The following is a 26,958-nucleotide window of genomic DNA, read 5'->3' on the forward strand; positions in this document are numbered from 1 at the left end:
GTCCGGCGCCGGACTGCGCCCGCCTGTTTGGAGGGCTATTGAGCCTTGTCAAGCGTATTTACGCACGTGCTCTGATTAAGCCCGGAATGTCGTAGCACGCCGGGCAAGGTCCTTGCGCCGGTACCTGCAGGTGCGGCGTTACTATAGGGCAGTGGTTAACTGAAATGTGTAATGTAGGGCAGCCTGTGAATGTCCCCAATTGTGCTGTCCCTTTTTGCAGATAGGTAATGAACGCGTTGCGCTCCTTAGCAGCACATATCATATACCAGGCGCCGCCCAATTCGTAATTGATAATTCGTAATTGTCAATTGCCTACTGTCTTTTTTGTGCAAAAAATGCCTTTACCAGCTGCAGGCTTTCGGCTTCGCAGGGGCCTTGCTCCAGACTGGTTTTGGGATGAAAAGGAGACTGCTGGCCGGTGGAGCGGCGATAGCTGTGCTTATCGTCCCGCGCAGCGTATACAATACGGCCTATTTTACTCCAGTACAGGGCGCCGGCGCACATGAGGCAAGGTTCCAGTGTTACGTATAAAGTGGCTTCCATCAGGTATTTGCTGCCCAGGTAATTGAAGGCAGCCGTGAGGGCCAGCATTTCCGCATGGGCAGTGCTGTCTTTCAGCAGCTCTACCTGGTTGTAGCCGCGGCCTATGATCTGCTGGTTTATAACCACTACGGCGCCAATAGGTACCTCTCCGTCATCGAAAGCTTTGCGCGCCTCTTTCAGCGCCTGCTGCATGAAATAGTTATCGTCCATAGCTTATTTATGATCTTTGCGGCCGGGTTTCCTGCATAAAAAATGCAGGAAGTACGGCACTACCTGCGCATCCTGCAGGGATGGATATTTTTCAAGCGCCTCAGCGCCGGGGTAGGGTTCATTGATCCGTTCAAGGGTAAACCCTGCATCAATAATGGCATTTATCCACTGGGACAGTGTTCTGTTAAACAAAGGAACCTTAAACCGGCCGTACTGTTGTTTTACTTCATCGGGTGCTGCGCTGAAGGTCCATTCCGACACTTTACCGTTTTGATAGTTGAAGTAGCCGCCGATTTCAACGGCATAGGTTGTACCGTTTGCAGATCTTACATTTTCCCGGTGCGGCGTGTCAAAGCAGGGATGCGTGATGGAGAACTGCAAAAAACCGTTTGGCTTTAATACACGGAAAGCTTCTTTCAACGCTGCTTCCGGGTAAGGTATATCCATCAGGCACATGAATGAAGCGGCAAAGTCAAAACAGCCGTCATCAAAAGGCAGGCGGGTAGCGCTGGCAACGGTATAAGTAATACCCAGCGGCGCCCGGTTTTCCATTTCCCGGGCATTGGCAATAAAGCGTTCCGAAATGTCAACTGCCTGCAGCGTAGCGCCCTGTTGGGCCAGCAGCCGGGTATTGCCGCCTTCACCACAGCCAATGTCAATGCCTTGTAATCCTTTTATTTCCGGCAGCAGCTGAAAGAATGCGGGGGTGTTAAAACCGTCCCGGCAAATATCAAACCCTGCCCGGGCAAGGGCTGTCCATGCTACAGCATTGTCGTTCCAGTACCTGCCGGCTTCTATCTCATCCATAGTGATCTTTTTACGGTGCTATCATCTTTATAAATTCATCTTCCGTCAGTATGCTGATGGTATTGATCTTTTTGGCCTTTTCCAGCTTACTACCGGCGTCTTCGCCTACTACCAGGTAATTGAGCTTGCTGCTTACGCCGCTCAGTATTTTGCCGCCCTGCTGCTCTACCATTTCCTCTGCCTCACTGCGTTTCAGCTTGGCCAGGGTGCCGGTGAACAGGAAGGTTTGCCCTTCCAGGCTGCTGCCGCCGGACTGCGACGATTTGTTGTTAACCAGGTTTACGCCTAACGTTTCCAGCTTTTTCAACACCGCGATGTTATCTGCATTTTCAAAAAAGCGGGTAATAGCGCCGGCTACCTTGGGGCCAATATCTTCCAGCTCCAAAAGCTGTTCGGATGTCCAGCTCGTATAGTCAAGCAGGTGATGAATGGCATTGGCCAGTGTTTTGGCGGTGGTTTCCCCTACATAGCGTATGCCCAGGCCAAATATAAGGCGGTGCAGGGGCTGCGTTTTGGATTGCTCAATGGCGGCCTTCAGGTTATCCAGCGATTTTTTTCCAAAGCCTTCCAGCTGCGACAGCTTGTCAAAGTCCAGCTCATAAATGCCGGGAATATCTTTCATCAGCCCCAGGGTATAGAACTTGCGTACATTGCTTTCGCCCAGGCTGCGTATATCCATGGCGTCTTTACTTACAAAATGGATCATGCGCTCAATCACCTGCGCTTCGCAGTTGATGTTGGGGCAGCGCCAAACGCTTTCCCCTTCGGGCTTTTCGAGCTTGCTGTCGCATACCGGGCAGTTTTTCGGAAATACAATATCCTGCTCCGAGCCGTCGCGCAGGTCGGCCACGGATTTTACAATATAGGGTATTACATCGCCGGCCCTTTCTACCAGCACGGTATCGCCTATCTTCAGGTCTTTTTCCCGCACCACATCTTCATTAAACAGGGAAATGGAGCCAACGGTAACACCGCCAATAGGCACGGGATCTATTTTAGCCACTGGTGTAATGGAGCCGGTGCGCCCTACCTGGAACTCAACCTTACGCAGCTTGCTGGTGGCCTGCCTGGCCTTGAATTTGTAGGCAATGGCCCAGCGCGGGTGGTGGGTGGTCATGCCCAGCTTGTCCTGCAGCGCATAATCGTTCACCTTTATTACCATACCGTCTATTTCATAAGGCAGGTTATCGCGTTCCGTTTCAAACTGCAGGCAGTAATCAATTACAGCCTGTATGCCTTTTACCACTTTCTTCTCTTTGCCGGGGCTGCGGAAGCCCAGGTGGCTCAACAGGTCCAGCGTATTGCTGTGGGTCCTGATGGCTTCCGGCTCATCTTTTCCTTTTTCCATTACATGGTAGCTCATGTGATACAGGAAAGCTTCGAGCCCGCGTTTGGCTACTTCGCGCGGGTCTACCATGCGCAGCGAGCCGGAGGCCGCGTTGCGCGGATTGGCCAGCGGCGGCAGGTTATCTGCAATACGCTGGTCGTTGTATGCTTTAAAGGTGGTTTTGTTTATCAGCACCTCACCCCTGATCTCAATGGTTTGAATGCCATAGGCGCTGAAGTTGGCAGACAAGGGAATATTTCCTATTTGCCGGATATTTACTGTAATATCTTCCCCGGAAATGCCATCTCCACGGGTAGCGCCTCTTACCAGCTGATCGTTTTCATAGATCAGCGAGATGCTGGCGCCGTCAAATTTTGGTTCAATACAGTATTCGTTGTCTGTTAAGCCGGAAAGCTCCACAACCTTCCGGTCCCATTCCCTTAAATCATCAGGATTATAGGAATTATCAAGGCTTAACATGGGCACCAGGTGCTGAACGGTGGGGAAAGCTTTGGTTGCTCCCTGCGCAGGCCGGGTGGTTGTTGTGGCAGATGTAGCAGAAGCGGTGGTAGAAAGCCCCTGCGCTACCCGTTGCGTAGGTGAGTCGGGGCTTACCAGGTGCGGGTTTTCCTGCTCCAGCTGTTTCAGCCAGGCAAACAGCTGGTCGTACTCAAAGTCGCTCAGCACCGGATCGCTTTGCACGTAATAGCGCCAGTCGTTATAACTGATCACGCGCTGCAGCGCTTCCATTGTTTCTTCCGGGTTATTGAGCAGCTGTTGTTTGGCATGTTTGGCCAGCAGGTCTTTGCCCATCTGGGCCAGGGTGCGTTCTATTTCCTTGGTGTACATATTATTCGAAACTGTGCGTAAATTTAGTTTTTATACATAATACTCCCTCATGAAGTTATTAATGCCCGTTTGCTGCATAGCCCTGTTTTGCTGGAGCTGCAGCAGTAAAAAACAAGCAGACCTCATTATCCATCATGCTGTAATATATACTGTGGATGCGCATTTCAGCCGGGCGCAGGCAATGGCCGTGCGTGGCGGAAAGATAGTGGCCGTGGGAGATGATAAAACCATCCTGGATAATTATACCGCTTCGCGGATCGAAGATGCGGCGGGGCATTTTATATACCCCGGCTTTATTGACGCCCATGCCCATTTTGTAGAATATGGCCTTAGCCTGCAGCAGGCCGACCTTACCGGCACGCAAAGCTGGCGGGAGGTAATAGACCGTGTAAAGGCCTTTACCGGCAGCCATCCCCCTGCAGCGGGGCAGTGGGTGCTGGGCCGCGGCTGGGACCAGAACGACTGGCCGCAGAAAAGCTTCCCGGATAAAACCCTGCTGGACAGCCTGTTTCCCCATACGCCGGTGTTACTGGGCCGGGTAGACGGGCATGCGGCTATTGCCAACCAGGCCGCACTGGATGCTGCCGGCGTGCATACAGGCCAAACCCTGGGCGGCGGCGTAATAGAAACCAGGCAGGGAAAGCTAACAGGTATACTCATTGACAATGCCGTGGGGCTGGTGCAGGATAAAGTGCCGCAGCCCACTATCGCATATGTGCAAAAGGCGTTGCAGGAAGCTGCCGCCAATTGTTTTGCCGCAGGCCTTACCACCATTGCCGATTGCGGTATTATGAAAGATGCGGCATTGCTGATAGACAGCCTGCAGCAAAAGCAGCTGCTGAAAATGCGGTTATACGTGCTGTTAACAGACAGCGCCGTTAATTACGATTACTTTTTGCCCAAAGGCCCTTACCGCACCGATCACATTAACATCGCCGGCTTTAAATGTTATGCGGATGGTGCGTTGGGATCGCGCGGGGCCTGCCTGTTGCAGGATTATGCGGATAAACCGGGATGGCGCGGCTTTTTGCTGCACGACAGCAGCCACTTTGCCATGCGTGCGGCACAGCTGGCGAACACCAGGTTTCAGCTATGCACGCATGCCATAGGCGACTCTGCCAACCGCGTAATACTGCGTATATACGGCAACGTGTTGAAAGGAAAGAACGACCGGCGCTGGCGTATAGAGCATGCGCAGGTGGTAGCTCCTGCGGATATACCATTGTTCGGGCAATACAGCATTATCCCTTCTGTACAGCCAACACATGCCACCTCTGATATGTACTGGGCCGGCGCCCGCTTGGGGCCGGAGCGCATTCATCATGCCTATGCCAACCAGCAGCTGCTGCAGCAGAATGGCTGGATGCCCCTGGGCACCGACTTCCCGGTAGAAGATATAAACCCCCTGAAAACATTCCTGGCGGCAGTGGCCCGTACAGACGCCAGCGGTTACCCGCCGGGCGGTTTCCAGAAAGAGAATGCATTAACCCGCCAGCAGGCTTTGCAGGGTATGACCATATGGGCAGCTAAAGGTTGTTTTGAAGAAAAAAGCCGTGGCAGCCTGGAGGCAGGCAAACTGGCCGATTTTGTAATACTGGACCACGACCTCATGGGGGTGCCTTTTAATGCGCTGCTGAACACCAGGGTGCTGGCTACTTTTAGCGGGGGCGAAAAAGTGTATAAAGCCGGCGGGGTAAAATAATTTGTTCCTGGTGTTAAAAAAATACATAACTTTTATTAGTGAAGCGCAGCAGAAAAACTGAGATCATCAATATACAATAAGCGGCCGGCCATCAATTCCACGTTTTGTAGCTATGCAGGCAAAAAACATCAATGGGCATCTGACAGAGATCAGGAACTACTTTAAAATGGCTGTTTCAGTAGACTGTGTCATCTTTGGCTTTGACAATGACCAGCTGAAGGTGCTGCTGATAGCGTCGGACCTCCATGAATTTAAAGACAAATGGTCGCTGCTGGGCGACATTGTGCATCCGGATGAAGAGCTGGAAGCTGCTGCCTACCGTGTGCTGAAAACGCGTACCGGCCTGGATCACGTGTATATGGAGCAGGTAGGAACTTTTGGCGGCGTGCACCGGCATCCTGCCGGCCGGGTAGTTACCGTAGCGTATTATTCACTGGTGAATATAGAGCAGAATACACTGAAAAATCACCGTAATGACCTGCACTGGTGTACCGTGAAAGACGTAACAGATATGGCGTTTGATCACCTGGAAATTTTACACTGCTGCCATGAACGTTTAAAGCATAAGATCATAGAGCAGCCGGTAGGCTTTAACCTGTTGCCGAAAAAATTCTCCCTCCGTGAGCTGCAGAACCTGTACGAAGCCATATTGGATGTAAAGCTGGACCGGCGCAACTTCCGCAAGAAATTTTTATCCATGGACCTGCTGGTAGACCTGCATGAAGAGGAGGATGACGTACCGCACCGGCCCGCACGCCTGTATAAGTTCAACTTTGAAAAATACGATCAGCAGAAGAAGCGCGATTTAGGTATCGGCTTCTGATACCTGTTGCAGGTTACAACACACAAATTGTTTTAACGTATAATGCATAGCGCTGTAACAGGCCACAGGCAAGGAGCCGCAAAGCATGTATTGAAAAGCGTAATAAATACGCTTTCAAAAAAAGTAAGCGCAAAATTTTTTTTTAACAAAAAATTAAGTTAAGATTGTGTAGAAGATACACATCTTGAATTTGTAGTTGTTGAGCCATAATAATTGAAACCAAAAATCTAAATCCAATTCGCTGTTCTGTTTTAAAGGGATACTTGTTATCACCATTTTGTGAACGAAAACCGTTTTGTTGAAGCCGTCATTCTAAAAAACTAAGCACAACTTATTTGAGGTAATAAATTCTGAAAATCCAGGATCGCTTTAGTTGATTCACAATTCCACGTCGTGAAAACCAGCAGTCTGCTCCGTAAATAGCCGGAAGCCTTGTTGTTTTACTTTCCCTTGCACAATTGCTATTGCGCAGGGGAAAGTAATTTTACCTGCACCTGTTGCCGGTTATGCTCATTAAAAAAAGTGGCCGCTCATGGCGGCCACCTGTATATGATCAGCAATGTTTACATATTTCTTCTATACTGCCCGCCTACCTGGTACAGCGCATGGGTGATTTGCCCCAGTGAGCAGTGCTTCACAGTTTCCATCAGCGCCGCAAACAGGTTGCCGTTGTTTACAGCTACCTGCTGCAGCTTTTTCAACGCGGCTTCACTTTTGCCGGCATGCCGCTGCTGAAAGGCCTGTAAGGCATTTATCTGGAATTCCTTTTCTTCTTTGGTAGAGCGTATTACCTCTGCAGGAATTACAGTAGGGGAGCCTTTTTTATTGAGGAAAGTGTTTACCCCCACAATAGGGTATTGCCCGTCGTGCTTCAGCGATTCATAGTACAGGCTTTCTTCCTGTATCTTGTTACGCTGGTACATTCTTTCCATGGCGCCCAGCACTCCGCCGCGTTCAGTGATACGGTCAAATTCCAGCAGCACCGCCTCCTCTACCAGGTCTGTAAGGGTTTCAATAAAGAAAGAGCCTTGCAGCGGGTTCTCGTTTTTGGCCGTGCCCAGCTCCTGGTTAATGATCAGCTGTATAGCCATGGCCCGGCGCACGCTTTCTTCTGTAGGCGTGGTAATGGCTTCGTCGTAAGCGTTTGTGTGCAGGGAGTTGCAGTTATCATAAATGGCATACAGCGCCTGCAGGGTGGTGCGTATATCATTAAAATCTATTTCCTGGGCATGCAGGCTGCGGCCGGAAGTTTGAATGTGGTATTTAAGTTTTTGCGAACGTTCATTGCCCTTGTATTTTTCGCGGATGGCCTTGGCCCATATACGGCGCGCCACGCGGCCTATTACCGCATATTCGGGGTCCATGCCATTGCTGAAAAAGAAAGAGAGGTTAGGGGCAAAATCGTCAATATGCATACCGCGGCTCAGGTAATACTCCACGTAGGTAAAACCATTGGCCAGCGTAAAGGCTAGCTGCGTAATGGGGTTGGCGCCCGCTTCCGCAATGTGGTAGCCTGATATGCTTACAGAGTAAAAGTTACGCACCTGCTGCTCAATAAAATATTGCTGCACATCGCCCATCAGCTTCAGCGCAAATTCAGTGGAGAAGATGCAGGTGTTTTGCGCCTGGTCTTCCTTCAGTATATCTGCCTGCACGGTACCGCGTACGGTGTTAAGGGCATGGGATTTTATTTTTTCATAGGTAGCCTTATCCAGCACCTCATCACCGGAAATGCCCAGCAGCTGCAGTCCCAGGCCATTGTTGCCCTGCGGCAGCTGCCCGTTGTAATGCGGCAGGGGATGCTGGCTGAACTTTTCCTTTATAAGCGCCTGCACCTGTTCTGTTAACCCGTTTTCTGCAATGTATTTTTCGCATTGCTGGTCAATGGCGGCATTCATGAAAAAGGCCAGCAGTATGGGCGCCGGACCGTTAATGGTCATAGATACAGAGGTTTTGGGATCGCACAGGTCAAAGCCGCTGTACAGTTTTTTAGCGTCATCTACCGTGGCAATGCTAACGCCGGAGTTGCCCACCTTACCATAAATATCCGGGCGGTGCGCGGGATCTTCGCCATACAGCGTTACGCTGTCAAACGCCGTGCTCAGGCGCTTGGCGGGCTGGTCAAGCGATACATAGTGAAAGCGTTTGTTGGTTCTTTCGGGGCCGCCTTCGCCTGCAAACATACGGGTGGGATCTTCACCTTCCCGTTTCAGCGGAAATACGCCGGCGGCATAGGGAAACTCACCGGGCACATTTTCGGTGAGCTGCCAGCGCAGTATATCGCCCCAGTCTTTGTACGCCGGCAAACTTATTTTCGGAATGCGGGAATGGGAAAGGCTTTCTGTATATAATGGCAGCTTAATTACTTTATTCCTTACCTGGAACTCGTACTGATCAGCGGCATATTGCTGCTGCAGCAAAGGCCAATTTTCAACCAGCTGCAGGCAGGCGGGGTGCAGCTGCTGCCGCAGGTGCGCTTTTATGTTATTCAGCTCCTCCTTTGCTTTTACACCGGGCATGGCCAGCACTCCTTCCAGCTGGTACAGCTGGCTGGCAATGGCGCATTGGTCATTTACCCATTTGCCGTAATCGCGTATGGCGGTTGTGATTTCAGACAGGTAGCGTACCCTGGCCGGCGGAATAATCCGGGATTTGGTAGTGGTATCTACCGGCCGCTCATGGGTTACCTGGCCAAAGTGCGCGCCGTTCTTTGCTGCTATAATATGGATCAGCTTTTCAAACAGCTGGTTAATACCGGCGTCGTTGAACTGGGAGGCAATGGTGCCTACTATGGGCAGGTCCTCATCTTTGGCGGTCCACAGGCTATGGTTGCGTTTATATTGTTTGCGTACATCGTGCAGGGCATCCAGCGCGCCGGCCTTATCAAATTTGTTAATGGCAATGGCATCTGCATAGTCCAGCATATTGATCTTTTCCAGCTGTGAGGCGGCGCCGTATTCCGGCGTCATTACGTATAGGGAAACATCGCAGTAATCAGTAATGGCGGTATCGCTTTGGCCAATGCCGGATGTTTCCAGGATAATAAGGTCAAAGCCTGCCTGCCGGCATATATCCACGGCTTCCTGTATATGCTCTCCTACTGCCTTGTCGCTTTCGCGGGTAGCCAGGGAGCGCATATAGGCGCGCGGATGGTGAATGGAGTTCATGCGGATGCGGTCGCCCAGCAGGGCGCCGCCGGTTTTTTTCTTGGAGGGATCTACAGAAATAACGGCTACTGTTTTATCTTCAAAGCTGTACAGGAAGCGCCGCACCAGCTCATCTGTTACGCTGCTTTTGCCTGCCCCGCCGGTGCCGGTAATACCCAGTACGGCCCTTGTTTTTTGCCGGTCCGGCTGCCAGTCGGGCAGCTGGTCGTTTTCCGCAATGGTAATAGCCTGGGCAATGGTTTTATATTGTTTACCGGCCAGCTGCTGTAACTGTCCGTTCAGCACAGGCACGGTTAAAAAGTCGCACTGCCGTATCACGTCTTCTATCATACCCTCCAGGCCCATGTGGCGGCCATCGTCGGGCGAGTACAGGCGGGTAATGCCATAGGCGTGCAGCTCCTCAATTTCGGCCGGCAAAATGGTGCCGCCGCCGCCGCCGAATATCTTGATATGCCCGCAGTTTTTTTCCTGCAGCAGGTCGTACATATACTTGAAAAACTCAACATGCCCGCCCTGGTAAGAGGTAACGGCAATGCCCTGCGCATCTTCCTGTATGGCGCAGTCTACTATTTCCGCGGCAGAGCGGTTATGCCCCAGGTGTATCACCTCTGCCCCTTTGGATTGCATAATACGGCGCATGATGTTAATAGCGGCATCATGCCCGTCAAATAAAGCCGCCGCAGTAACAATGCGCACTTTATGCTTTGGTGTATAACTCATATTATCAGTTTTCCTGTTGGCATGCCAACGTTGCAAGATACGAAAATAGGCACTACGGCCCTTCGGGGCGGCCCCCCGGGGGGCGGAACATTAATTTCCCGTTAACGACCAAATATTTTGCACAGTACTTTCTATTTTTATACAGATGAAAAAGCTCTGTTTCATACTTTCCCTCCTGGCTGCGCTACCTGCCAGGGCACAGCACACTAAAAAAGACACCGCGGCCCACCGCATTACCCTGCCTAATGGCTGGTCACTTACACCGGTGGGGCGTTCACTGCCCCTGGGCGATCTGCCGCTGAACATGATCCTGTCGCGCTCCGGCAAATACCTGGCTGTTACCAATAACGGGCAGGGGCGCCAAACCGTGCAGCTGGTAGATGCTGCAAGGGAAACCCTGCTGGATGAGGTAACCATTCCCAAGTCATGGCTGGGCCTTGCTTTCAGCAGCGATGAAAAGTACCTGTACGCTTCGGGCGGTAATGATAATCTTATATGGCAGTATGCTATCCGTAACAATAAGCTGCAGGTGGCCGACAGTATTGTGCTGGGCAAGCCCTGGCCGGAGAAAATAGGGCCTGCGGGCATGGCAATAGACGACAAACGGCAACGACTGTACGTGGTTACCAAGGAAAATAACAGCTTGTATGTTATAGATCTCGCTGCTAAAAAAGTGCTGCAAAAAACAGTCCTGGATGCTGAAGCCTATACCTGTGTGCTTTCGCCGGATGCAAAGCAGCTGTACATTTCGCTGTGGGGTGGTAACAGGGTAGCGGTGTACGACGTACAGCAGAACGGCATTGTAAAAAGCATTGCCACGCAAAGTCATCCCAACGGGATGTTACTTTCTGCCAACGGCCGCTACCTGTATGTAGCCAATGCGAACGATAACACCGTATCCGTGATAGATACCAGGGCCGGAAAAGTAATAGAAACGCTGAACACGGCTTTATATCCCAATGCACCAGCCGGCTCCACCACCAACGGGCTGGCGCTGTCTGCCAGTAACCGCACGCTTTATATTGCCAATGCCGACAATAACTGCCTGGCGGTATTTGATGTATCAACACCAGGTAAAAGCCGCTCCAGGGGATTTATTCCGGTAGGCTGGTACCCCACCTGTGTAAGGCTGCTCGGGAAAAAAGTGCTGGTAGCCAATGGCAAAGGATTTACCTCCATGGCTAACCCCCAGGGGCCTAATCCCGTACGCCGGCAGGATGCCGCCGGCCGGCATGAGGGCAATACCCGCACCGATAAGCCGGTGCAATATATTGCTGCACTGTTCAAAGGCACGCTTTCCGTTTTCCGGGAGCCGGATGAAGCAACGCTGAGCCGCTGGTCGCGCCTGGTGTACGAGAACACGCCTTATAGCAAAGCACGGGAAAATAGGGCGCCGGGCGCTGCGGGCAATCCCATTCCACAACAGCCGGGGGCCGCTTCGCCCATTAAATACGTGTTTTACGTGATCAAGGAAAACCGCACCTACGACCAGGTGCTGGGCGATATGCCGGAAGGCAACGGCGATAGCAGCCTGTGTATATTCCCGGAAAAGATTACGCCCAACCAGCATGCGCTGGCCAGGGAGTTTGTGCTGCTGGACAATTTTTACGTGGATGCCGAAGTAAGCGCCGACGGGCATAACTGGTCTATGGCCGCTTATGCCACCGACTACGTGGAAAAAACATGGCCTACCAGCTACGGTAAACGGGGAGGTACCTACGACTATGAGGGTAGCCGCAAAATAGCCTATCCCAAAAAAGGTTTCATCTGGGACTATTGCCAGCGCGCAGGTGTGAGCTACCGCACATATGGCGAGTTTGCAGATGCGGGCAAGGCCAGCCTGAAATCGCTGGAAGATCATTTCTGCAAAGGGTACCCCGGCTTTGACCTTGCTATACAGGATATACACCGCGAAAAGCTGTGGGAGCAGGATTTTGACTCGCTGGTGGCAGCAGGCGCGCTGCCGCGTTTTAATACCATCCGCCTGGGCAACGATCATACCAGCGGTATGCGTAAAGGCGCTTATTCGCCCTACGCTGCCGTAGCTGATAACGACCTGGCGGTAGGCCGGCTGGTAGCCCATCTTTCGCGCAGTCCCGTTTGGAAAGAAAGCGCCGTTTTTATCCTGGAAGATGATGCGCAGAATGGCGCCGACCATGTGGATGCGCACCGTTCCCCGGTTTACGTGATAAGCCCCTATACCAAAAGAAAAACGCCGGTACATAACATGTATGCCACAGCTGGCGTATTACGTACCATGGAGCTGATACTGGGCCTGCCGCCTATGAGCCAGTACGATGCAGCCGCCATGCCGCTGTGGGAATGCTTTACCGCCACGCCGGATCTTACGCCTTTTACAAGCCTGCCGGCCAATGTGAACCTGGAAGAACGTAATACGGTGTGGAACGAGAGCGCGCGGCGCTCTGCCGCTTTTGACCTGGAGCATGAAGACCGTGCACCGGACCTTGACCTGAATGAGGTGGTATGGAAAGCTGTTCACGGAGAGCAGGCGGTAATGCCTGCCCCGCGGCGGAGCGCGTTTGTAAAGCTTCGGGCAGATGACGACGATGATGACGATGAGTAACAGGCAGGGTCTATCCTGCCAACTATTTTTATATATTGTGCTTCCATAAGTAACAAATCCATGGTAGCAAGAAGAGATTTTATCCGTAACAGCAGCCTCCTGGCAGGCGCTATTGGACTGGGTTTTCCCAAACAGGTTTTAAGCTGGGATGGTTATACCTCCCAACGCCCGCCGCTGGCGCAGCGTAAGTTTACCAGCCAGGCAGTGGAAAAGGCCATTACCACTATAAAAAAGCAGATTGCCGATCCCAAACTGGCGTGGATGTTTGAGAACTGTTTCCCGAATACGCTGGACACCACGGTGAACTTCAAGACCATTAACGGCCGCCCGGACACATTTGTGCTCACCGGCGATATTCATGCCATGTGGCTGCGCGACTCCTCTGCCCAGGTATGGCCTTACCTGCCGCTGGTAAAGGAAGATAATGCCCTGCAGCAGCTGATTGCAGGCGTTATTAACCGGCAAACCAAATGCATTTTGATAGACCCTTATGCCAATGCCTTTAATGAAGGGCCTACCGGCAGTGAATGGGATAAGGATATTACCGACATGAAGCCGGAGCTGCATGAGCGCAAATGGGAAATAGACTCCCTTTGCTATACCGTACGCCTGGCCTATCATTACTGGAAGATCAGCGGCGATACCAAAGTGCTGGACGATAACTACCGCAAGTCCTCCGCCCTTATCGTAAAAACCTTTAAGGAACAGCAGCGTAAGGATGGTAAAGGCCCTTACAAGTTCCAGCGTGTAACGCCTGTACAGTCAGATACAGTAGCCAACAGCGGCTATGGCTCGCCTATTTCCCCGGTAGGGCTTATTGTATCTATCTTCCGTCCTTCTGACGATGCTACGGTGTTCCCCTTCCTGGTGCCTTCCAACATGTTTGCCGTTGTATCGCTGCGGCAGCTGGCAGAGATCAGCACCACCGTATGGAAGGATGCGGCTTTTGCAAAAGAATGTACCGACCTTGCCAATGAGGTAGACCGCGCCATTAAAGCCTATGCCGTGGTAGAGCATCCGCAGCTGGGCCATATGTATGCTTTTGAGGTAGATGGTTTTGGCAACCGGTTGTTCATTGACGATACCAATGTGCCCAGCCTTCTTTCCATCCCTTACCTGGGCTATACAACGGCAAATGATCCCTTATACCAAACGGCCCGCCGTTTTGTATGGAGCACTTACCACCCGTGGTTTTACCAGGGCAAGTACGGGGATGGCGTAGGCAGCCCGCACACCGGTGTGGACTTTATATGGCCGATGAGCATTATTATGAAAGCGCTTACAACAGATAATAAGGAGGAGATAGCGGAGTGTATACGCACCCTGCGCAATACAGACGATAATAAGGGCTTCATACATGAATCTTACCAGAAGGATGATCCCAGCAAATTTACCCGTCCCTGGTTTGCCTGGGCCAACACGCTGTTTGGTGAGCTGATCATGAAAGTAAGCCAGGAATACCCTGAGCTGTTGAAAAGACAATACGCTATATAATTAGATCATGAGCAAGGGGCTGACGGAAAGAATGTAAAATCATAAATGTAAAATCTAAAATGTAAAAGTGAAGTTCAACTAACATAATGCAGTAGCCGGGCATTTACTTTTACATTCAGCTTTTAAGATTTTACATTTTACATTCTTTTTGGTCAGCCCCTTGTTTTACCTGCTTTATCTACGCTTATCATCCTTAGCCCATGTCCCCGGAAAAGATTTATACAGAACAGTTAGCCCGTTTACAGCAACAGGTTACACAGGCCCGCAGTCAGCTGCAGGCGTTGGGCTGGGTGCGCCTGGTGTGCTTTACAGGCATACTGGTATGCGCGTGGCAGTATATTGCGCGCAATTTTGAAAGCATATGGTGGCTGCCTGTACTGGGGTTGCTGGCCGGTTTTATATATGCCCTGGCCAGGTACCAGCGGGTAAAGGATCACCTGCAGCTGCTGCAAACATTACAAAGCATCAATGAAAAAGAGCTGCACCTGCAAAACACGAACCAGTCGCGCTTTGAAGCAGGCGACGATTTCATGGATGAACAGCACCCTTTCAGCGCCGACCTGGATGTTTTTGGTCCCGCCTCTTTATACCAGCATATAAACCGCACCGGCACCCTTATGGGGCGGCAGGCGCTGGCCCATGCCCTGCAATACCCTTTACAGGAAGCCGCTGCCATACAGGAAATGCAGGCAGCCGTAAAAGAGCTGGCGCCCAAAGTGCCGTTCCGCCAACAGCTGACTGCCCTGGCCATGCTGTCGCATGAAGCGCCCGGTGACCGGGCAGCTTTGCTGCGATGGCTGCAGGAACCCTTTGTTTTCAGGGGAAAAAGATGGCTGCGGGCCCTTATATGGATAAGCCCTGCCTGTTTAATCGCCTGCATTATTATATATATCTATACCAATGCCTATTACCCGGCCCTTTTCTTTTTATGCCTGAACTGGCTGCTGTTGGGATCACAGTCAAAACAAATGCTGGCGCTGCACGGTCAGTTAAGCAATAAAGAGCAGGTGCTGCACAAGTTTGCCGCATTGCTGCAGCTGATAAAGCAGGAGCAGTTTAATGATGCCGCCCTGTTAAAAGCACAACAGCAGCAGGCAGCTGTTGCAGGGGAAGCCCTGCACCGGCTGGCGCGCATCAGCAATGCGCTGGACCAAAGCCTGAACCTGGTAATAGCCACCTTCGGGAACTCTTTGCTGCTATACAGCCTGCACTGCATTTTTAAGCTTGAAAAATGGAAAGCCTGTTACCAGCGCCAGGTGCCGGATTGGCTGCAGGTAATTGCCGGCATGGAAGCCCGGAACAGCCTGGCCACTTTTGCCTTTAACCATCCCGGCTATATATTTCCGGAAGTGAATGAAGCGGGCGGGCTGCAGGCAACAGCCATTGGGCACCCATTAATACCTGTGGGCGAATGTGTGACCAACAGTATTACAATAGGCCACCCGCAACATTTCCTGATCATTACCGGTTCTAACATGAGCGGCAAAAGCACTTTCCTGCGCAGTGTGGGCAGCAACCTGCTGCTGGCCATGTGCGGTGCGCCGGTATGCGCTGGAAGCTTTGCCTTTACGCCTTTGCATATTATGACCTCCATGCGTATTAAAGATTCTATTGCCCGGCATACTTCTTACTTTCAGGCAGAGCTGTTGCGCCTGCAGCAGATTGTAAAGATGCTGCAGGGAGGAGGCAGGGTATTTATATTGCTGGATGAGATATTGAAAGGCACCAATTCGGCTGATAAGCTTACCGGCTCCCAGCAGCTTATTACCCACCTGTTACAGTACAGCTGCCTGGGCATGATAGCCACCCATGACCTTGAGCTGGGGCAGCTGGAGCAGCTGTACCCGGAGCAGATCAGGAACTACTGCTTTGAAAGCACCATACAGGACAACCATTTGTACTTTGATTACCGTATACGCGAAGGCATTGCGCATAATAAGAACGCCACTTTTCTGATGCAGCAGATGGGAATAATCTAAATGTGCGGATGTGCAGGTATGCAAATGTGCAGATGGGTTGATACTGACTGTTTCCCCTCATCTTCACATTTGCATATCTGCATATTTGCGCATCAACACTGATTTATTTGGAGCATAACTAATATTTTTAGTATTTTTACTAAAATTATTAGTTATGACTTTGCCTTTCCAGGATGGTGGTGCACCGGAAAACCCGTATTACAAAGGAAGAGGCGCGCAACTGAATCCAAAGAATAAATTCCTGCAAACTGAATATGCGCAGGATCACCCGGAGGGGATAGATGAGTGGTGGCAGGCCGATGTGCCCACCCAGGTAATTGAGGAGCATGCCAAGACCCTGGTGAATAAGGTAGACAGCCCGGATGTGGGCATGTGGTACTCCATGAACCCCTACCAGGGCTGTGAGCATGGCTGTATTTACTGCTATGCGCGTAATGCCCACCAGTACTGGGGCTTAAGCGCCGGGCTGGATTTTGAGCGCAAGATCATTGTAAAAAGAAATGCCCCCGAGCTGCTGCGCAAATTCCTGGATAATAAGAACTGGGTACCCAAGCCTATCAGCCTTTCCGGCAATACCGACTGTTACCAGCCGCTGGAGCGTAAAATGTGGATCACCCGGCAGTTGCTGGAAGTAGCCCTGGAATACAAGCAGCCGTTGGGCATTATTACCAAGAATGCACTGGTGCTGCGGGATAAGTACCTGCTGCAAAAGCTGGCGCAGGACCAGCTGGTATGCGTATATGTATCTATTACCAGCCTGCAGGAAGACCTGCGGCAGAAAATGGAGCCGCGTACCACCACGGCCGCCCAGCGTTTTCGTATAGTCAAAGAGTTAAGTGAGGCCGGTGTGCCCGTAGGGGTAATGACGGCCCCTATGATACCCGGCCTGAACGAGCATGAAATGCCGCAACTGCTGGAAATGGCGGCCCAGAATGGGGCAAAGTTTGCCGGCTATACGATTGTGCGGTTAAACGATGCGATAAAGATCATTTTTAACGACTGGCTGTATAAGAATTTCCCTGACCGGGCCGATAAAGTATGGCACCTGATAGAAAGTATGCACGGGGGAAAGGTGAACGACAGCGAGTTTGGTCGCCGTATGCGCGGAGAAGGGAATGTAGCAGACCTGATACGCCAGCAGTTTAAGATACACACCAAAAAGAACGGGTTGAACATGGAGCGGCTGGAGCTGAATACATCACTGTTTCAAAGGCCGCAGCAGCAGCTGAGGCTTTTCTGATACGGGCAGTCCGCAGACCACGGGCTACAGACCGCCAGAGCGGTTTGGCGCGGGGCATTGCACGGTAAGGTTGTACCAAACGGTTCCCCATGATACACCGCCGGCTAATAATGCCCCGGGCCAGGTAAAGCGCTGGCGCCTTCAGACACCACGGCGCCCATGACGGAGTATAATAGCAATGTTCATAACCTGTTGTTGACTGTAATCCGTGGACTGTTGACCGGCTTTTATAAAAAAATTATTAATTCTGCAAAAAAAATATCTTTTGAATTTTGCACAATAAAAAAATAAAAATATCTTTGCTACAGCAAATAAAAAAATAATGTCACGCAACTCTCAACATATTATTACTGCGGTGTCCTGTAAGCTGAAGAAGCAGGTCAGGAGCGGGTTGCGGGCAAGTTGCACCAATTGTTAACAAACTAGTTATCAAGTGATAAAACAAAAGTCCCGCAGACAAGATGCGGGACTTTTTGCATAAGGGTAGTTCGTAAATGATGACTGAACACAAGACAAAAAGTAGCATAGCAACTGTCGGATGTATAAGTGAGCCACTATTGGCAGTGGATGCATTTATGCAATGGGAGCAGTATTTGTTAAATGTGTTAAAAAAACCTGATGGGCAAGGTATGTTATAGCAAAACTGTACAGTTTTTGTTATAAGGATCCCGGCCCGTTGGAATACGCGCCGGGATTTTTGTTTTTTAAATATTAATTACGTTATGTGCTAGCCCGTACAAAAAGGATCAGGAAGGTGCATAACCCCAAAATAGAGTAGACCATGAGAAATATTATTCAAACAGTAAGAGAGGCTTTACTGACCAATTTCAGGGAGTTGGATGGGTGGTTTGAAAAAGACCCGGTGCTGCTGGATTTTAAGCCAGGGCCGGATCAGTGGAACGCCCGGGAAGTACTGGAGCACATTAGCCTGACCAATTATTTTTTGTTGCTGATCATCAACAAAGCTACCCGCCGCGCGCTGGATCGTAAAAGTAACGGCCATACGGTAATACTACCGGGCGATTACTTTAACAAATTTGACCAGATAGATGTGATAGGCAGCCAGTCCTTTGGCTGGATACGCCCCGATCACATGGAGCCTACGGGCCTGAAAGATATGCAGGAAGTACGGACCCTGCTGAAACAACAGTTTGCACAGTGTATGTATAACCTTAGCCTGTTGAAGAATGGTGAAGGGCGGCTGGTGTTTACCAACATGTCTGTAAACAACCTGGGTAAGCTGGATATATACCAGTACATCTATTTCCTTACCAAGCATATTGAACGGCATATCCGTCAGCTGCAGCGGTTGGAAAAACAGTTCTCAACAAGTATGGAATTAATATAACGGTCGACCAGCATCATCTGTTGGTGTTAATCCTTTTTTTTCTGCTTTCGAGTTCATTTATTGTGCGTGCCATCCGGTATTTAAGATGGCACGCTTTTTTAACAGTAACGGGTAAACGAAATTTTTAAAAAAGCAGGTAAAAAATTTTTAGTATCGCAATATTCCGTTTATCTTTGCACCGTTCAAATTCATTCACAAAAACAATATTAACATGCGTCGTTTCATTATAAATACAGCAGCACCAGCGATGTCCTTCAATAAGGACCATCAGGGATGCCGGGCATGTTATAGCGAGCAATGAGATAAAGTAACTTGTGTATATAACAAAAGCCCGGCTCGTAAAAAGCCGGGCTTTTTTTTACCCGGATATGCTTCAGCAACAAACATTCATATACCGCCACAGGCAATTGACCGGTAAAGCTGTATGTAAATCATACAGCTCTAACCCGGGCAGGGCCGGCGTTGTGTACAACAACGCCGGCAGGGCAAGGTATGCGATAATGTAACGGTAAAGCGTTCACGTTATACAGCCCTGCCCGTGCATACGAGTAGGGCTTTTTTGTAAGATATTTTTTTCATCTCTGCTTGCATTAACCCCTTTTAACAACGCCAGGTGCGTTACGATGTATTCATCTTTACCAGGGGCCGGCAGCATTTAAAGCTGTCAGTGCACTGGTAAAGAACCGAATACGGCCCGCGCCCGGCCTATTAACACAATAACACATGAACAATTATACACAACAAAGGATCATATCGGCCGACAGCATTTTCAGCAACCGGCTGCTGGAGTCCAAACCATTTTACATGTACCGGTTTAACGCCATTCCCAGCGTGAACATGGTATTTAATATAGACGGCCGCAGGGCGCTGAAGGCTTTTCGTGAAACCTTTGCAGCAGGCATACAGCACACCTATCAATATGCTACACTGCAGCATAAGCAAAAGCAATACGAATGTCATATAACGCTGATGGTAATGCATCATCATTGTATGGTGGAGTTTGGAGAAACCTATTGCGAAATACTGCACAACGGGCAGGCCGCAGGTTTTATTGAGGCGGTAACCACCCTGTTAAAGAAATACAGGAAGCGCGTACAGCATAAGAAAAATAACATCAGTCTTATTACTGATGACGGTCATGGACTGGAGCTTAGCAACATGGAGATCAAAAAAACACGGCTGGACCTGAACCTGTATTACGAAGATGATTTTGCAGCCATAGATGCTACCATTCAGAAGCGGCTGAACAAGCAAAACGACAAAGGCATTGTGCTGCTGCATGGCTTACCCGGTACCGGTAAAACCACCTACCTGCGCTACCTGTTAGGCCGCCTGAAAAAACGGGTGCTATTTGTATCGCCCGGTATGGCGGGCAACATTACACAGCCGGGCTTCATAGACCTGCTGATAGAAAACCCGAACAGCATACTGGTAATTGAGGATGCGGAGAACATTATCATGGACCGTAAGCTAACCGGTAAATCTACCGTGTCAAACCTGCTGAACCTTTCAGACGGCCTGCTGGCAGACTGCCTCAATGTACAGGTCATCTGCACCTTTAACAGCGACCTGTCAATGATAGACAGTGCGCTGCTGCGCAAAGGACGGTTAATAGCGCAATACGAGTTTGGCCGGCTGTCGGTGCCCAAAGCGCAGCAGTTGTCGCGCCACCTGGGCTTTGATACAGATATTTATCAGCCAATGAGCATTGCGGAAATTGCCAACCAGCATGAAAAGTCGTTTGAAAAAAAGGCATCCCTGATAGGCTTCAGGGCAAACTAAACCATTCTAAAACCTGTAATATGCCCAGATTAAGACTTACCGGTAAAGCGCTGCGCAGCATAGGCTATCCTGAGGGGCCGGCTATCAGCGTAGCCATTACCGCCATGGAAAAAGAATTCAAACATCATTCGGAAAAGGCAGCGCTTGAGATATTGAAGCAGGTGTTGCAAGATCCGATGGCCTACCTGGCGGATGATGGCCTGCGGAAAGTGGCGGGTAAGCTGATGGAAACAAAGGAGGAGCAGGATATTCCGCTAAAAGAAATACCGGTGCCGTATGAAATATACGGCGCCGGTTTTATTGAAACCGGCGCCCTGCAGCAAATGAACAACGCGGTAAGACTGCCGGTAGCGGTAACCGGCGCGCTCATGCCGGATGCACACCAGGGCTATGGCCTGCCTATTGGCGGTGTGCTGGCCACCCGCAATGCTGTAATACCATATGGCGTAGGCGTGGATATTGGATGCCGCATGTGCCTGAGCATAGTGGACCTGCCGATAGCATTGCTGGAAAAGGAAGCGGCCAGGTTCCGGCGTGAGCTGACAGCACAAACCTGCTTTGGCGCAGGAGGCACCTGGTCTGCCAAAACAGAAGACGCGGTGCTGGAACATTCCCTGTTCCGTGAGCTGCCCATGCTCCGGCACCTGCATAAAAAAGCTGTGGAGCAGCTGGGCACTTCCGGCGGCGGCAACCACTTTGTGGAGTGGGGTATTGTGCAAATAACCGGTGCCAATGAGCTGGGCCTGCCCGCAGGTACCTATACCGGGTTGTTATCCCATTCAGGTTCCCGCGGATTAGGCGCGCAAATAGCCGCCCATTATACCCGGCTGGCGCGGGAGCTGTGCCCCCTGCCCAAAGAAGCGCAGCACCTGGCCTGGCTGGAGCTGGATAAAGCAGCAGGGCAGGAGTACTGGGCTGCCATGAACCTGGCCGGTGACTATGCCAGCGCCAGTCATCACCAGATACACCGGCGGCTTATAAAGGCCATGGATGCGCGGCTGCTGGCCAGGGTAGAAAACCACCACAATTTTGTCTGGAAAGAGATCCATAACGGGCAGGAGGTAATTGTGCACCGTAAGGGGGCCACCCCGGCAGGGAAGGGAGTGCTGGGCATTATACCGGGTTCCATGACAGCTCCCGGTTATATTGTAAAAGGCAGGGGAGAGGCAGGATCGCTGCACTCCGCCTCCCATGGTGCAGGGCGTTTAATGTCGCGCTCCAGGGCTATACAATCTATTACCCGGCACGAGCTGCAGCAACAGCTGAAAGCGCAAGGTGTAACCCTGGTAGGCGGAGGGCCGGATGAAGCGCCCATGGCATATAAGAACATTAATGAGGTAATGGCCGCGCAAACCGGCCTGGTAGATGTGATAGGCCGCTTTCAGCCAAAGATTGTACGTATGGCGGATGACGGCAGTAAAGAGGATTAAGGAATGTAAAATGTAAAATTTTAAATGTAAAATTTAAAAGTAAGCGTTAATTGTACCGGATTTTGCGGCATTGTACTTTTACATTCAGTATTTAAAATTTTACATTTTGCATTCTTTTGCCCGCCTTTGTTTATACGCGGATGTAAATCTTTTTCCGGTCCATCCACCATCCTAACAGCCAGAATAGCATAACATGGAATAAGGCAAACAGCAGGGAGCCGGGATAGTTGCCGCCAACAGGACGGAAAATATGCTGGTATAGCCAGCCGTACAGGTTTTCACCCGGGCCAGTACGCGCCAGCAGGTAAAGCTTTATGACTACGCCGGACATGATGTATATAAATAGCGGGTTTTTTCCGAACACCTCAAAAAAGGGCGCGGGTTGCCTCCAGCCCCGGAACTCAATGGCATATATGAGCACCGACAGCACCAGCAGGGCAATACCTACCGTATATAATACATAGGAGCTGGTCCATATTTTTTTATTGATGGGGAATACCATGTTCCAGCATAAGCCAATGAAAACCAACAGGCAGCCGGTAATGAGCAGCCCGCACAGCATGGGATAGTCTTTGCCTTTTTGTTGAATGTACACGCCGGCCAGGTAGCCGAATATTACGTTACAGATGGCAGGTAGGGTGCTTAGCAGCCCTTCGGGGTCAAAGGGCACTCCCTCCCCGTGGTACAGGTGCTGTGCGCCGAACAGCCATTTATCTAGCCGCAGGCCGGCATATCCTTCCAGGCTATAAGGATCGCCCTGACCAAATGCCAACACCAGCCACCAGTAAACAAACAGCAGGCAGCCGGCAATTACAAAAGCCCGTCTGTCCCCAAGAAAATGAATGATCAGCGCTGCCAGCCCATAGCACAGGGCAATACGGGGCAGCACACCCATGATGCGCAGCTGTGACAGGGATTTAAATACCAGCTGGCCCTCCTGGTTCCACCGGAAAAACGGGAACCAGCCCAGGAGCAGGCCAATGAGGAAAATGAGCAGCGTACGTTTTAAGATCTTTTTAACAGTAGCGGCGTTACCTTGCTGCTGGTACTTTTTCATGGAAAAGCTCATGGCATTGCCAACGGCAAACAGGAAAAAGGGGAAAACCAGGTCGGTAGGTGTACAGCCATGCCAGTGGGCATGGTCCAGCGGCGGGTATACATAAGACCAGCTACCCGGGTTATTTACCAGGATCATACCGGCCACGGTAAGGCCACGAAAAACATCCAGGGAAAGGAAACGTTGTGAATTGGACATGTATTGGTGATGTATAGTAAAAGCCAGGCACGAATATTGGTACTTGCGGCTTCCGGATTAGCGTGAATACGCTAATCCGGGACTTCAGGCGTTGAAGCCTGCTGCCACTGCCCGTTGCGGACCAGCCGGTAGATGCAGATCCGTCGCACCCTCCGCACCATCACCGTGGTTGACCGGCGGGATAGGCGTCTGCCTGCAACAGGCTTGTACATCCGGAAAATGGCAATTTATATCTGCCCCTGGTTTTAGCTAATATAAACAAAATGGGTTTGAAATTATGCTGATTTTCATTAACGTAATGCAAATATGTTATTTTTAATAGATTTGCACCTGATTTGCCAGGACCTGGCAACCCGGTGAGATTTAGGAGGAGGCATTTACAGAATCATCCAAGAAAGTACATTTGATAGTTCATGTTCAAGAAAATATTACTGTTACAACTCTGTTTGTTCGTTGGTTTTTGTGCGGCGGCCCAAATCCCGTCTACTATATCCAAAGATCAGCTGAAACAGATCCATGTTGATGATCTGTCAGACAGCCAGATCCGGCAGCTGGTGGCCAAGATGAAGCAGGAAAATATCACTTTTGACGAAATAGATGAGTATGCGGCAGATAACGGAATACCGGCAACAGAGGTAGAGAAGCTGAAAGCGCGCATACAGCAGCTGGGATTGGATGCTACCTTATCCGGCAAGGGAGGGAAAAGTGACACCAGCAGCAGTTCAGAAGAGCTGGATCGGATGGTGAATGACACTACAGATTACTGGAATGATAAGCTGCGCCGGATTAACAGCAAGGAGGAGTATGAACGGGAAATGCGCCGTAAAAAGATATTTGGGGCAGAGCTGTTCAGTAACCGTAACCTTACTTTTGAGCCTAACCTGCGCATGCCTACTCCGCCTAACTATACAATAGCAGCCAACGATGAGCTGATCATAGATGTATACGGTTATTCAGAAGTACAACACCAGTTAAAGGTTACGCCCGATGGGTATATCCGCATTCCTTACCTGGGGCCTGTTTATGTGAACGGTCTTACCATGGAGGAAGCCCGTAACCGCATTACCAAGCAACTCTCCACTATATACGGCGGCATTAAAACCGGGAATACTTTTGTACAAATCTCCTTAGGAAATATACGCAGCATACGGGTATTGCTGATTGGTGAGGTAGAGCGCCCGGGCACCTACAGCCTGCCCAGCCTGGCTACTGTGGCTAATGCATTGTTTGTATCCGGCGGGCCGGGAGAAAACGGTTCTTTCCGTAATATACAGGTGATCCGCAATGGGCAGCCCGTGGCTACTTTTGATCTGTACGATTTCCTGGCGCACGGCGACCTTACCAATAATATTGTATTGCGTGACCAGGACATAGTAAAAGTGAACCCCTACAAAACCCGTGTGGAACTGGTGGGTGAGGTGAAGCGGCCTGCCATTTTTGAAGCCAAAGAAGGCGAGCACCTGCAGCAGATACTGGATTACGCCGGTGGATATACAGATAAGGCTTACCATGATGTCATACGCGCCACCCGCGTTACAGAACGGCAGCTGAAAGTAGTGAACATACCAGCCGGCGAAATAGCCAGCTTTGAGCCTAAATCCGGCGATAAATTCTATATAGACTCTATATCCACCAGGTTTACCAACCGTGTAACCATCACAGGTGCAGTGTACCACCCGGGAGATTACGCGTTGGAACCTGGAATGACAGTAAGTGACCTGATAAAAAAAGCAGATGGAGTAAAAGAAGAAGCAGCTTTATCACGTGGTGTGATCCGCCGTTTGCAGGCTGACTACACACCTGCCATGATCAGCTTTAATGTACAATCAGCCGTGAACGGACAAGAAGCTGTACCGCTGCAGCGGGAAGACAGCGTGGTGGTATATTCTAAACTAGATCTGCGGGAACAATACCAGGTAACTATAAACGGTGAAGTGAATGTGCCTGGCAAATATGCCTATGCCGACAGTATGCACCTGGAAGACCTGATACTGATAGCCGGCGGCTTGCGGGATGCAGCCTCCCTGAAGCACGTGGAGATAGCCCGGCGCATACGTAACAATAGTGCAGACTCTTCTGACAGCCGGATGGCCATTATCCGGCAGTTTGACATTAATGCAGACCTGAGCGGCAACCCGGATGCCGCATTTGCCCTGCAACCTTTTGATGTGGTGTCCATCCGCAAGTCGCCTTCGTATACCGAGCAGGCAAATGTGGAAATAGGCGGGGAGGTGCTATATCCGGGTTTATATACTATAAACACCAAGCAGGAGCGCATTTCCGACGTACTGCGCCGGGCCGGTGGTCTGCGGCCTGAAGCTTATCCCGAGGGAGCGGTATTATTACGCAAGACATTTGTAAACGAATCGGACAGTGCCTTTTTAACCAATAAGCTGGAAGTATTTTACAACAAGCTGCAGGACAGTACAGATATTGGAAGGGTGCGGAGCGCAGTACAGCGAAAAGAACAGTTGTTAGGCATTAACCTGGACCAGATAATAAAAAATCCTGGTTCCAAGTACGACCTGCTGCTGGAAGAAGGAGATGTGCTGAAGGTTCCCAAGAAACTGCAGACCGTGCAGGTGTTTGGAGAAATATACTTCCCCAAGAAGCTGCGGTTTGATAAAGGAACCACTTTTAGAGATTATATCAGGGGCGCAGGCGGCTTTACTTCTCAGGCACTCAGGAGGCGTAGCTATATTGTGTATGCAAACGGAGAGGTGAAGAATACGCGGAAGGTGCTTTTCTTTAATAGTTATCCTAAAGTGAGACCCGGGGCGGAGATATATGTGCCAACTAAAAAGGAACGGAAGGGATTGAGTGGGCCGGAGGCAATTGGCATGGCAAGTGGACTGGCATCTGTGGCATTGATTATCGTTACGTTGTTGGATAAGATTAAATAAGGATAACTATGAAACCGGCGCCCTATAAGATTGCAGTAATTGGATTAGGTTATGTAGGGTTACCGCTGGCTATTGAGTTTGCAAAGCAGTATGAGGTAATAGGATTCGACATTGATAGTGAGCGGATTAAAGAACTAAAGGCAGGTAAAGATCACACACAGGAAGCGGATAGTGAAGCGCTGCAACAGGTAATTGAGAGTGGGCAGAAAGATCGCAGTAAGGGATTGAATTTTTCTAATGACCCTGACATATTGGCCCGTTGCAATGTATATATAGTAACAGTGCCTACGCCCCTGAACCGCTTTAAAGCGCCAGACCTGGGACAGCTGTTACAGGCTTCAAAAATGATTGGCCGGGTGCTGAAAAAGGGTGATCTGGTGATCTACGAATCTACAGTGTACCCCGGGTGTACGGAAGAAGATTGTGTGCCACTACTGGAAAGTGCTTCGGGCCTAAAATTCAACACAGATTTTTTTTGCGGCTATTCTCCTGAAAGAGTTAATCCTGGCGACAGAGTGAATACCCTTACAAAAATCAGGAAAGTCACCTCCGGTTCTACTCCGGAAGTAGCAATAATTGTAGACGAACTTTATAAAAGTATCATTACGGCCGGCACCTATAAGGCTCCCAGCATTAAGGTAGCTGAAGCATCAAAAGCGATAGAGAATGCCCAACGGGATGTAAATATTAGTTTTGTAAATGAGCTGGCGCTGATATTTGACAGGATGGGAATTGATACCATGGACGTGATTGATGCGGCAGCTACAAAATGGAATTTTCTGAAGTATAAGCCAG

Annotated in this window: 16 protein-coding genes; 11 read left to right on the top strand and 5 right to left on the bottom strand. The window is 50.3% G+C overall.

Annotated features, from left to right (window positions below; genetic code table 11):
• Positions 1-312: 312 nt before the first annotated feature.
• From VFS25_RS02885 to ligA, 3 genes are read right to left on the bottom strand one after another with little or no spacing between them, the layout of a single operon-like run.
• Complete coding sequence (locus VFS25_RS02885) at positions 313-753, bottom strand: nucleoside deaminase (protein ID WP_326460606.1); 441 nt, start codon at positions 751-753, stop codon at positions 313-315.
• Positions 754-756: 3 nt separating this feature from the next.
• Positions 757-1,560 (bottom strand): class I SAM-dependent methyltransferase, encoded by an 804-nt coding sequence (locus tag VFS25_RS02890; RefSeq protein ID WP_326460607.1) that lies wholly within the window; start codon positions 1,558-1,560, stop codon positions 757-759.
• Between the two features lie 10 nt (positions 1,561-1,570).
• Positions 1,571-3,736 carry an NAD-dependent DNA ligase LigA gene (gene ligA, locus VFS25_RS02895; protein ID WP_326460608.1) on the bottom strand — a complete coding sequence of 722 codons (2,166 nt, stop codon included), beginning with the start codon at positions 3,734-3,736 and terminating at the stop codon, positions 1,571-1,573.
• Positions 3,737-3,785: 49 nt separating this feature from the next.
• Between ligA and VFS25_RS02900 the strand changes: the two genes are divergently transcribed.
• Together VFS25_RS02900 and VFS25_RS02905 are read left to right on the top strand one after the other, a co-directional pair.
• Positions 3,786-5,438: an amidohydrolase gene (locus tag VFS25_RS02900; protein WP_326460609.1), complete on the top strand. Its 1,653-nt coding sequence runs from the start codon at positions 3,786-3,788 to the stop codon at positions 5,436-5,438.
• 112 nt (positions 5,439-5,550) lie between these two features.
• Positions 5,551-6,261 carry an NUDIX hydrolase gene (locus VFS25_RS02905; protein WP_326460610.1) on the top strand — a complete coding sequence of 237 codons (711 nt, stop codon included), beginning with the start codon at positions 5,551-5,553 and terminating at the stop codon, positions 6,259-6,261.
• A gap of 563 nt (positions 6,262-6,824) precedes the next feature.
• On the opposite strand, the gene VFS25_RS02910 is transcribed toward VFS25_RS02905, so the two are convergent.
• The gene (locus tag VFS25_RS02910; protein ID WP_326460611.1) at positions 6,825-10,148 is read right to left on the bottom strand and encodes a methylmalonyl-CoA mutase family protein; all 3,324 of its coding nucleotides are present in this window, start codon (positions 10,146-10,148) and stop codon (positions 6,825-6,827) included.
• A 145-nt stretch (positions 10,149-10,293) separates the two neighbouring features.
• On the opposite strand from VFS25_RS02910, the gene VFS25_RS02915 reads away from it, so the two are divergent.
• From VFS25_RS02915 to VFS25_RS02945, 7 genes are all read left to right on the top strand, one after another.
• Positions 10,294-12,732, top strand: coding sequence for a bifunctional YncE family protein/alkaline phosphatase family protein (locus VFS25_RS02915; RefSeq protein ID WP_326460612.1), 2,439 nt, complete (start codon positions 10,294-10,296; stop codon positions 12,730-12,732).
• Positions 12,733-12,792: 60 nt separating this feature from the next.
• Positions 12,793-14,226 (top strand): glycoside hydrolase family 125 protein, encoded by a 1,434-nt coding sequence (locus VFS25_RS02920; RefSeq protein ID WP_326460613.1) that lies wholly within the window; start codon positions 12,793-12,795, stop codon positions 14,224-14,226.
• Between the two features lie 200 nt (positions 14,227-14,426).
• Positions 14,427-16,205 (top strand): MutS-related protein, encoded by a 1,779-nt coding sequence (locus VFS25_RS02925; protein ID WP_326460614.1) that lies wholly within the window; start codon positions 14,427-14,429, stop codon positions 16,203-16,205.
• Between the two features lie 154 nt (positions 16,206-16,359).
• Complete coding sequence (locus tag VFS25_RS02930; protein WP_326460615.1) at positions 16,360-17,445, top strand: PA0069 family radical SAM protein; 1,086 nt, start codon at positions 16,360-16,362, stop codon at positions 17,443-17,445.
• A 781-nt stretch (positions 17,446-18,226) separates the two neighbouring features.
• Positions 18,227-18,793 (top strand): DinB family protein, encoded by a 567-nt coding sequence (locus VFS25_RS02935; RefSeq protein ID WP_326460616.1) that lies wholly within the window; start codon positions 18,227-18,229, stop codon positions 18,791-18,793.
• A 723-nt stretch (positions 18,794-19,516) separates the two neighbouring features.
• Entirely contained in the window at positions 19,517-20,575 is a 1,059-nt protein-coding gene (locus tag VFS25_RS02940) for an AAA family ATPase (protein ID WP_326460617.1), read from the top strand.
• Positions 20,576-20,595: 20 nt separating this feature from the next.
• Positions 20,596-22,005, top strand: coding sequence for an RtcB family protein (locus VFS25_RS02945; RefSeq protein ID WP_326460618.1), 1,410 nt, complete (start codon positions 20,596-20,598; stop codon positions 22,003-22,005).
• Between the two features lie 130 nt (positions 22,006-22,135).
• On the opposite strand, the gene VFS25_RS02950 is transcribed toward VFS25_RS02945, so the two are convergent.
• On the bottom strand, positions 22,136-23,260 hold the full coding sequence (locus tag VFS25_RS02950; protein ID WP_326460619.1) for an acyltransferase family protein: 1,125 nt from the start codon (positions 23,258-23,260) through the stop codon (positions 22,136-22,138).
• Between the two features lie 446 nt (positions 23,261-23,706).
• On the opposite strand from VFS25_RS02950, the gene VFS25_RS02955 reads away from it, so the two are divergent.
• Positions 23,707-26,163, top strand: coding sequence for an SLBB domain-containing protein (locus tag VFS25_RS02955; RefSeq protein WP_326460620.1), 2,457 nt, complete (start codon positions 23,707-23,709; stop codon positions 26,161-26,163).
• 8 nt (positions 26,164-26,171) lie between these two features.
• Positions 26,172-26,958, top strand: a 787-nt coding sequence (locus tag VFS25_RS02960; protein WP_326460621.1) for a nucleotide sugar dehydrogenase, incomplete at its 3' end; no start/stop codon positions are given.

Source organism: Chitinophaga sp. (assembly GCF_035761305.1).
GTDB lineage: Bacteria > Bacteroidota > Bacteroidia > Chitinophagales > Chitinophagaceae > Chitinophaga.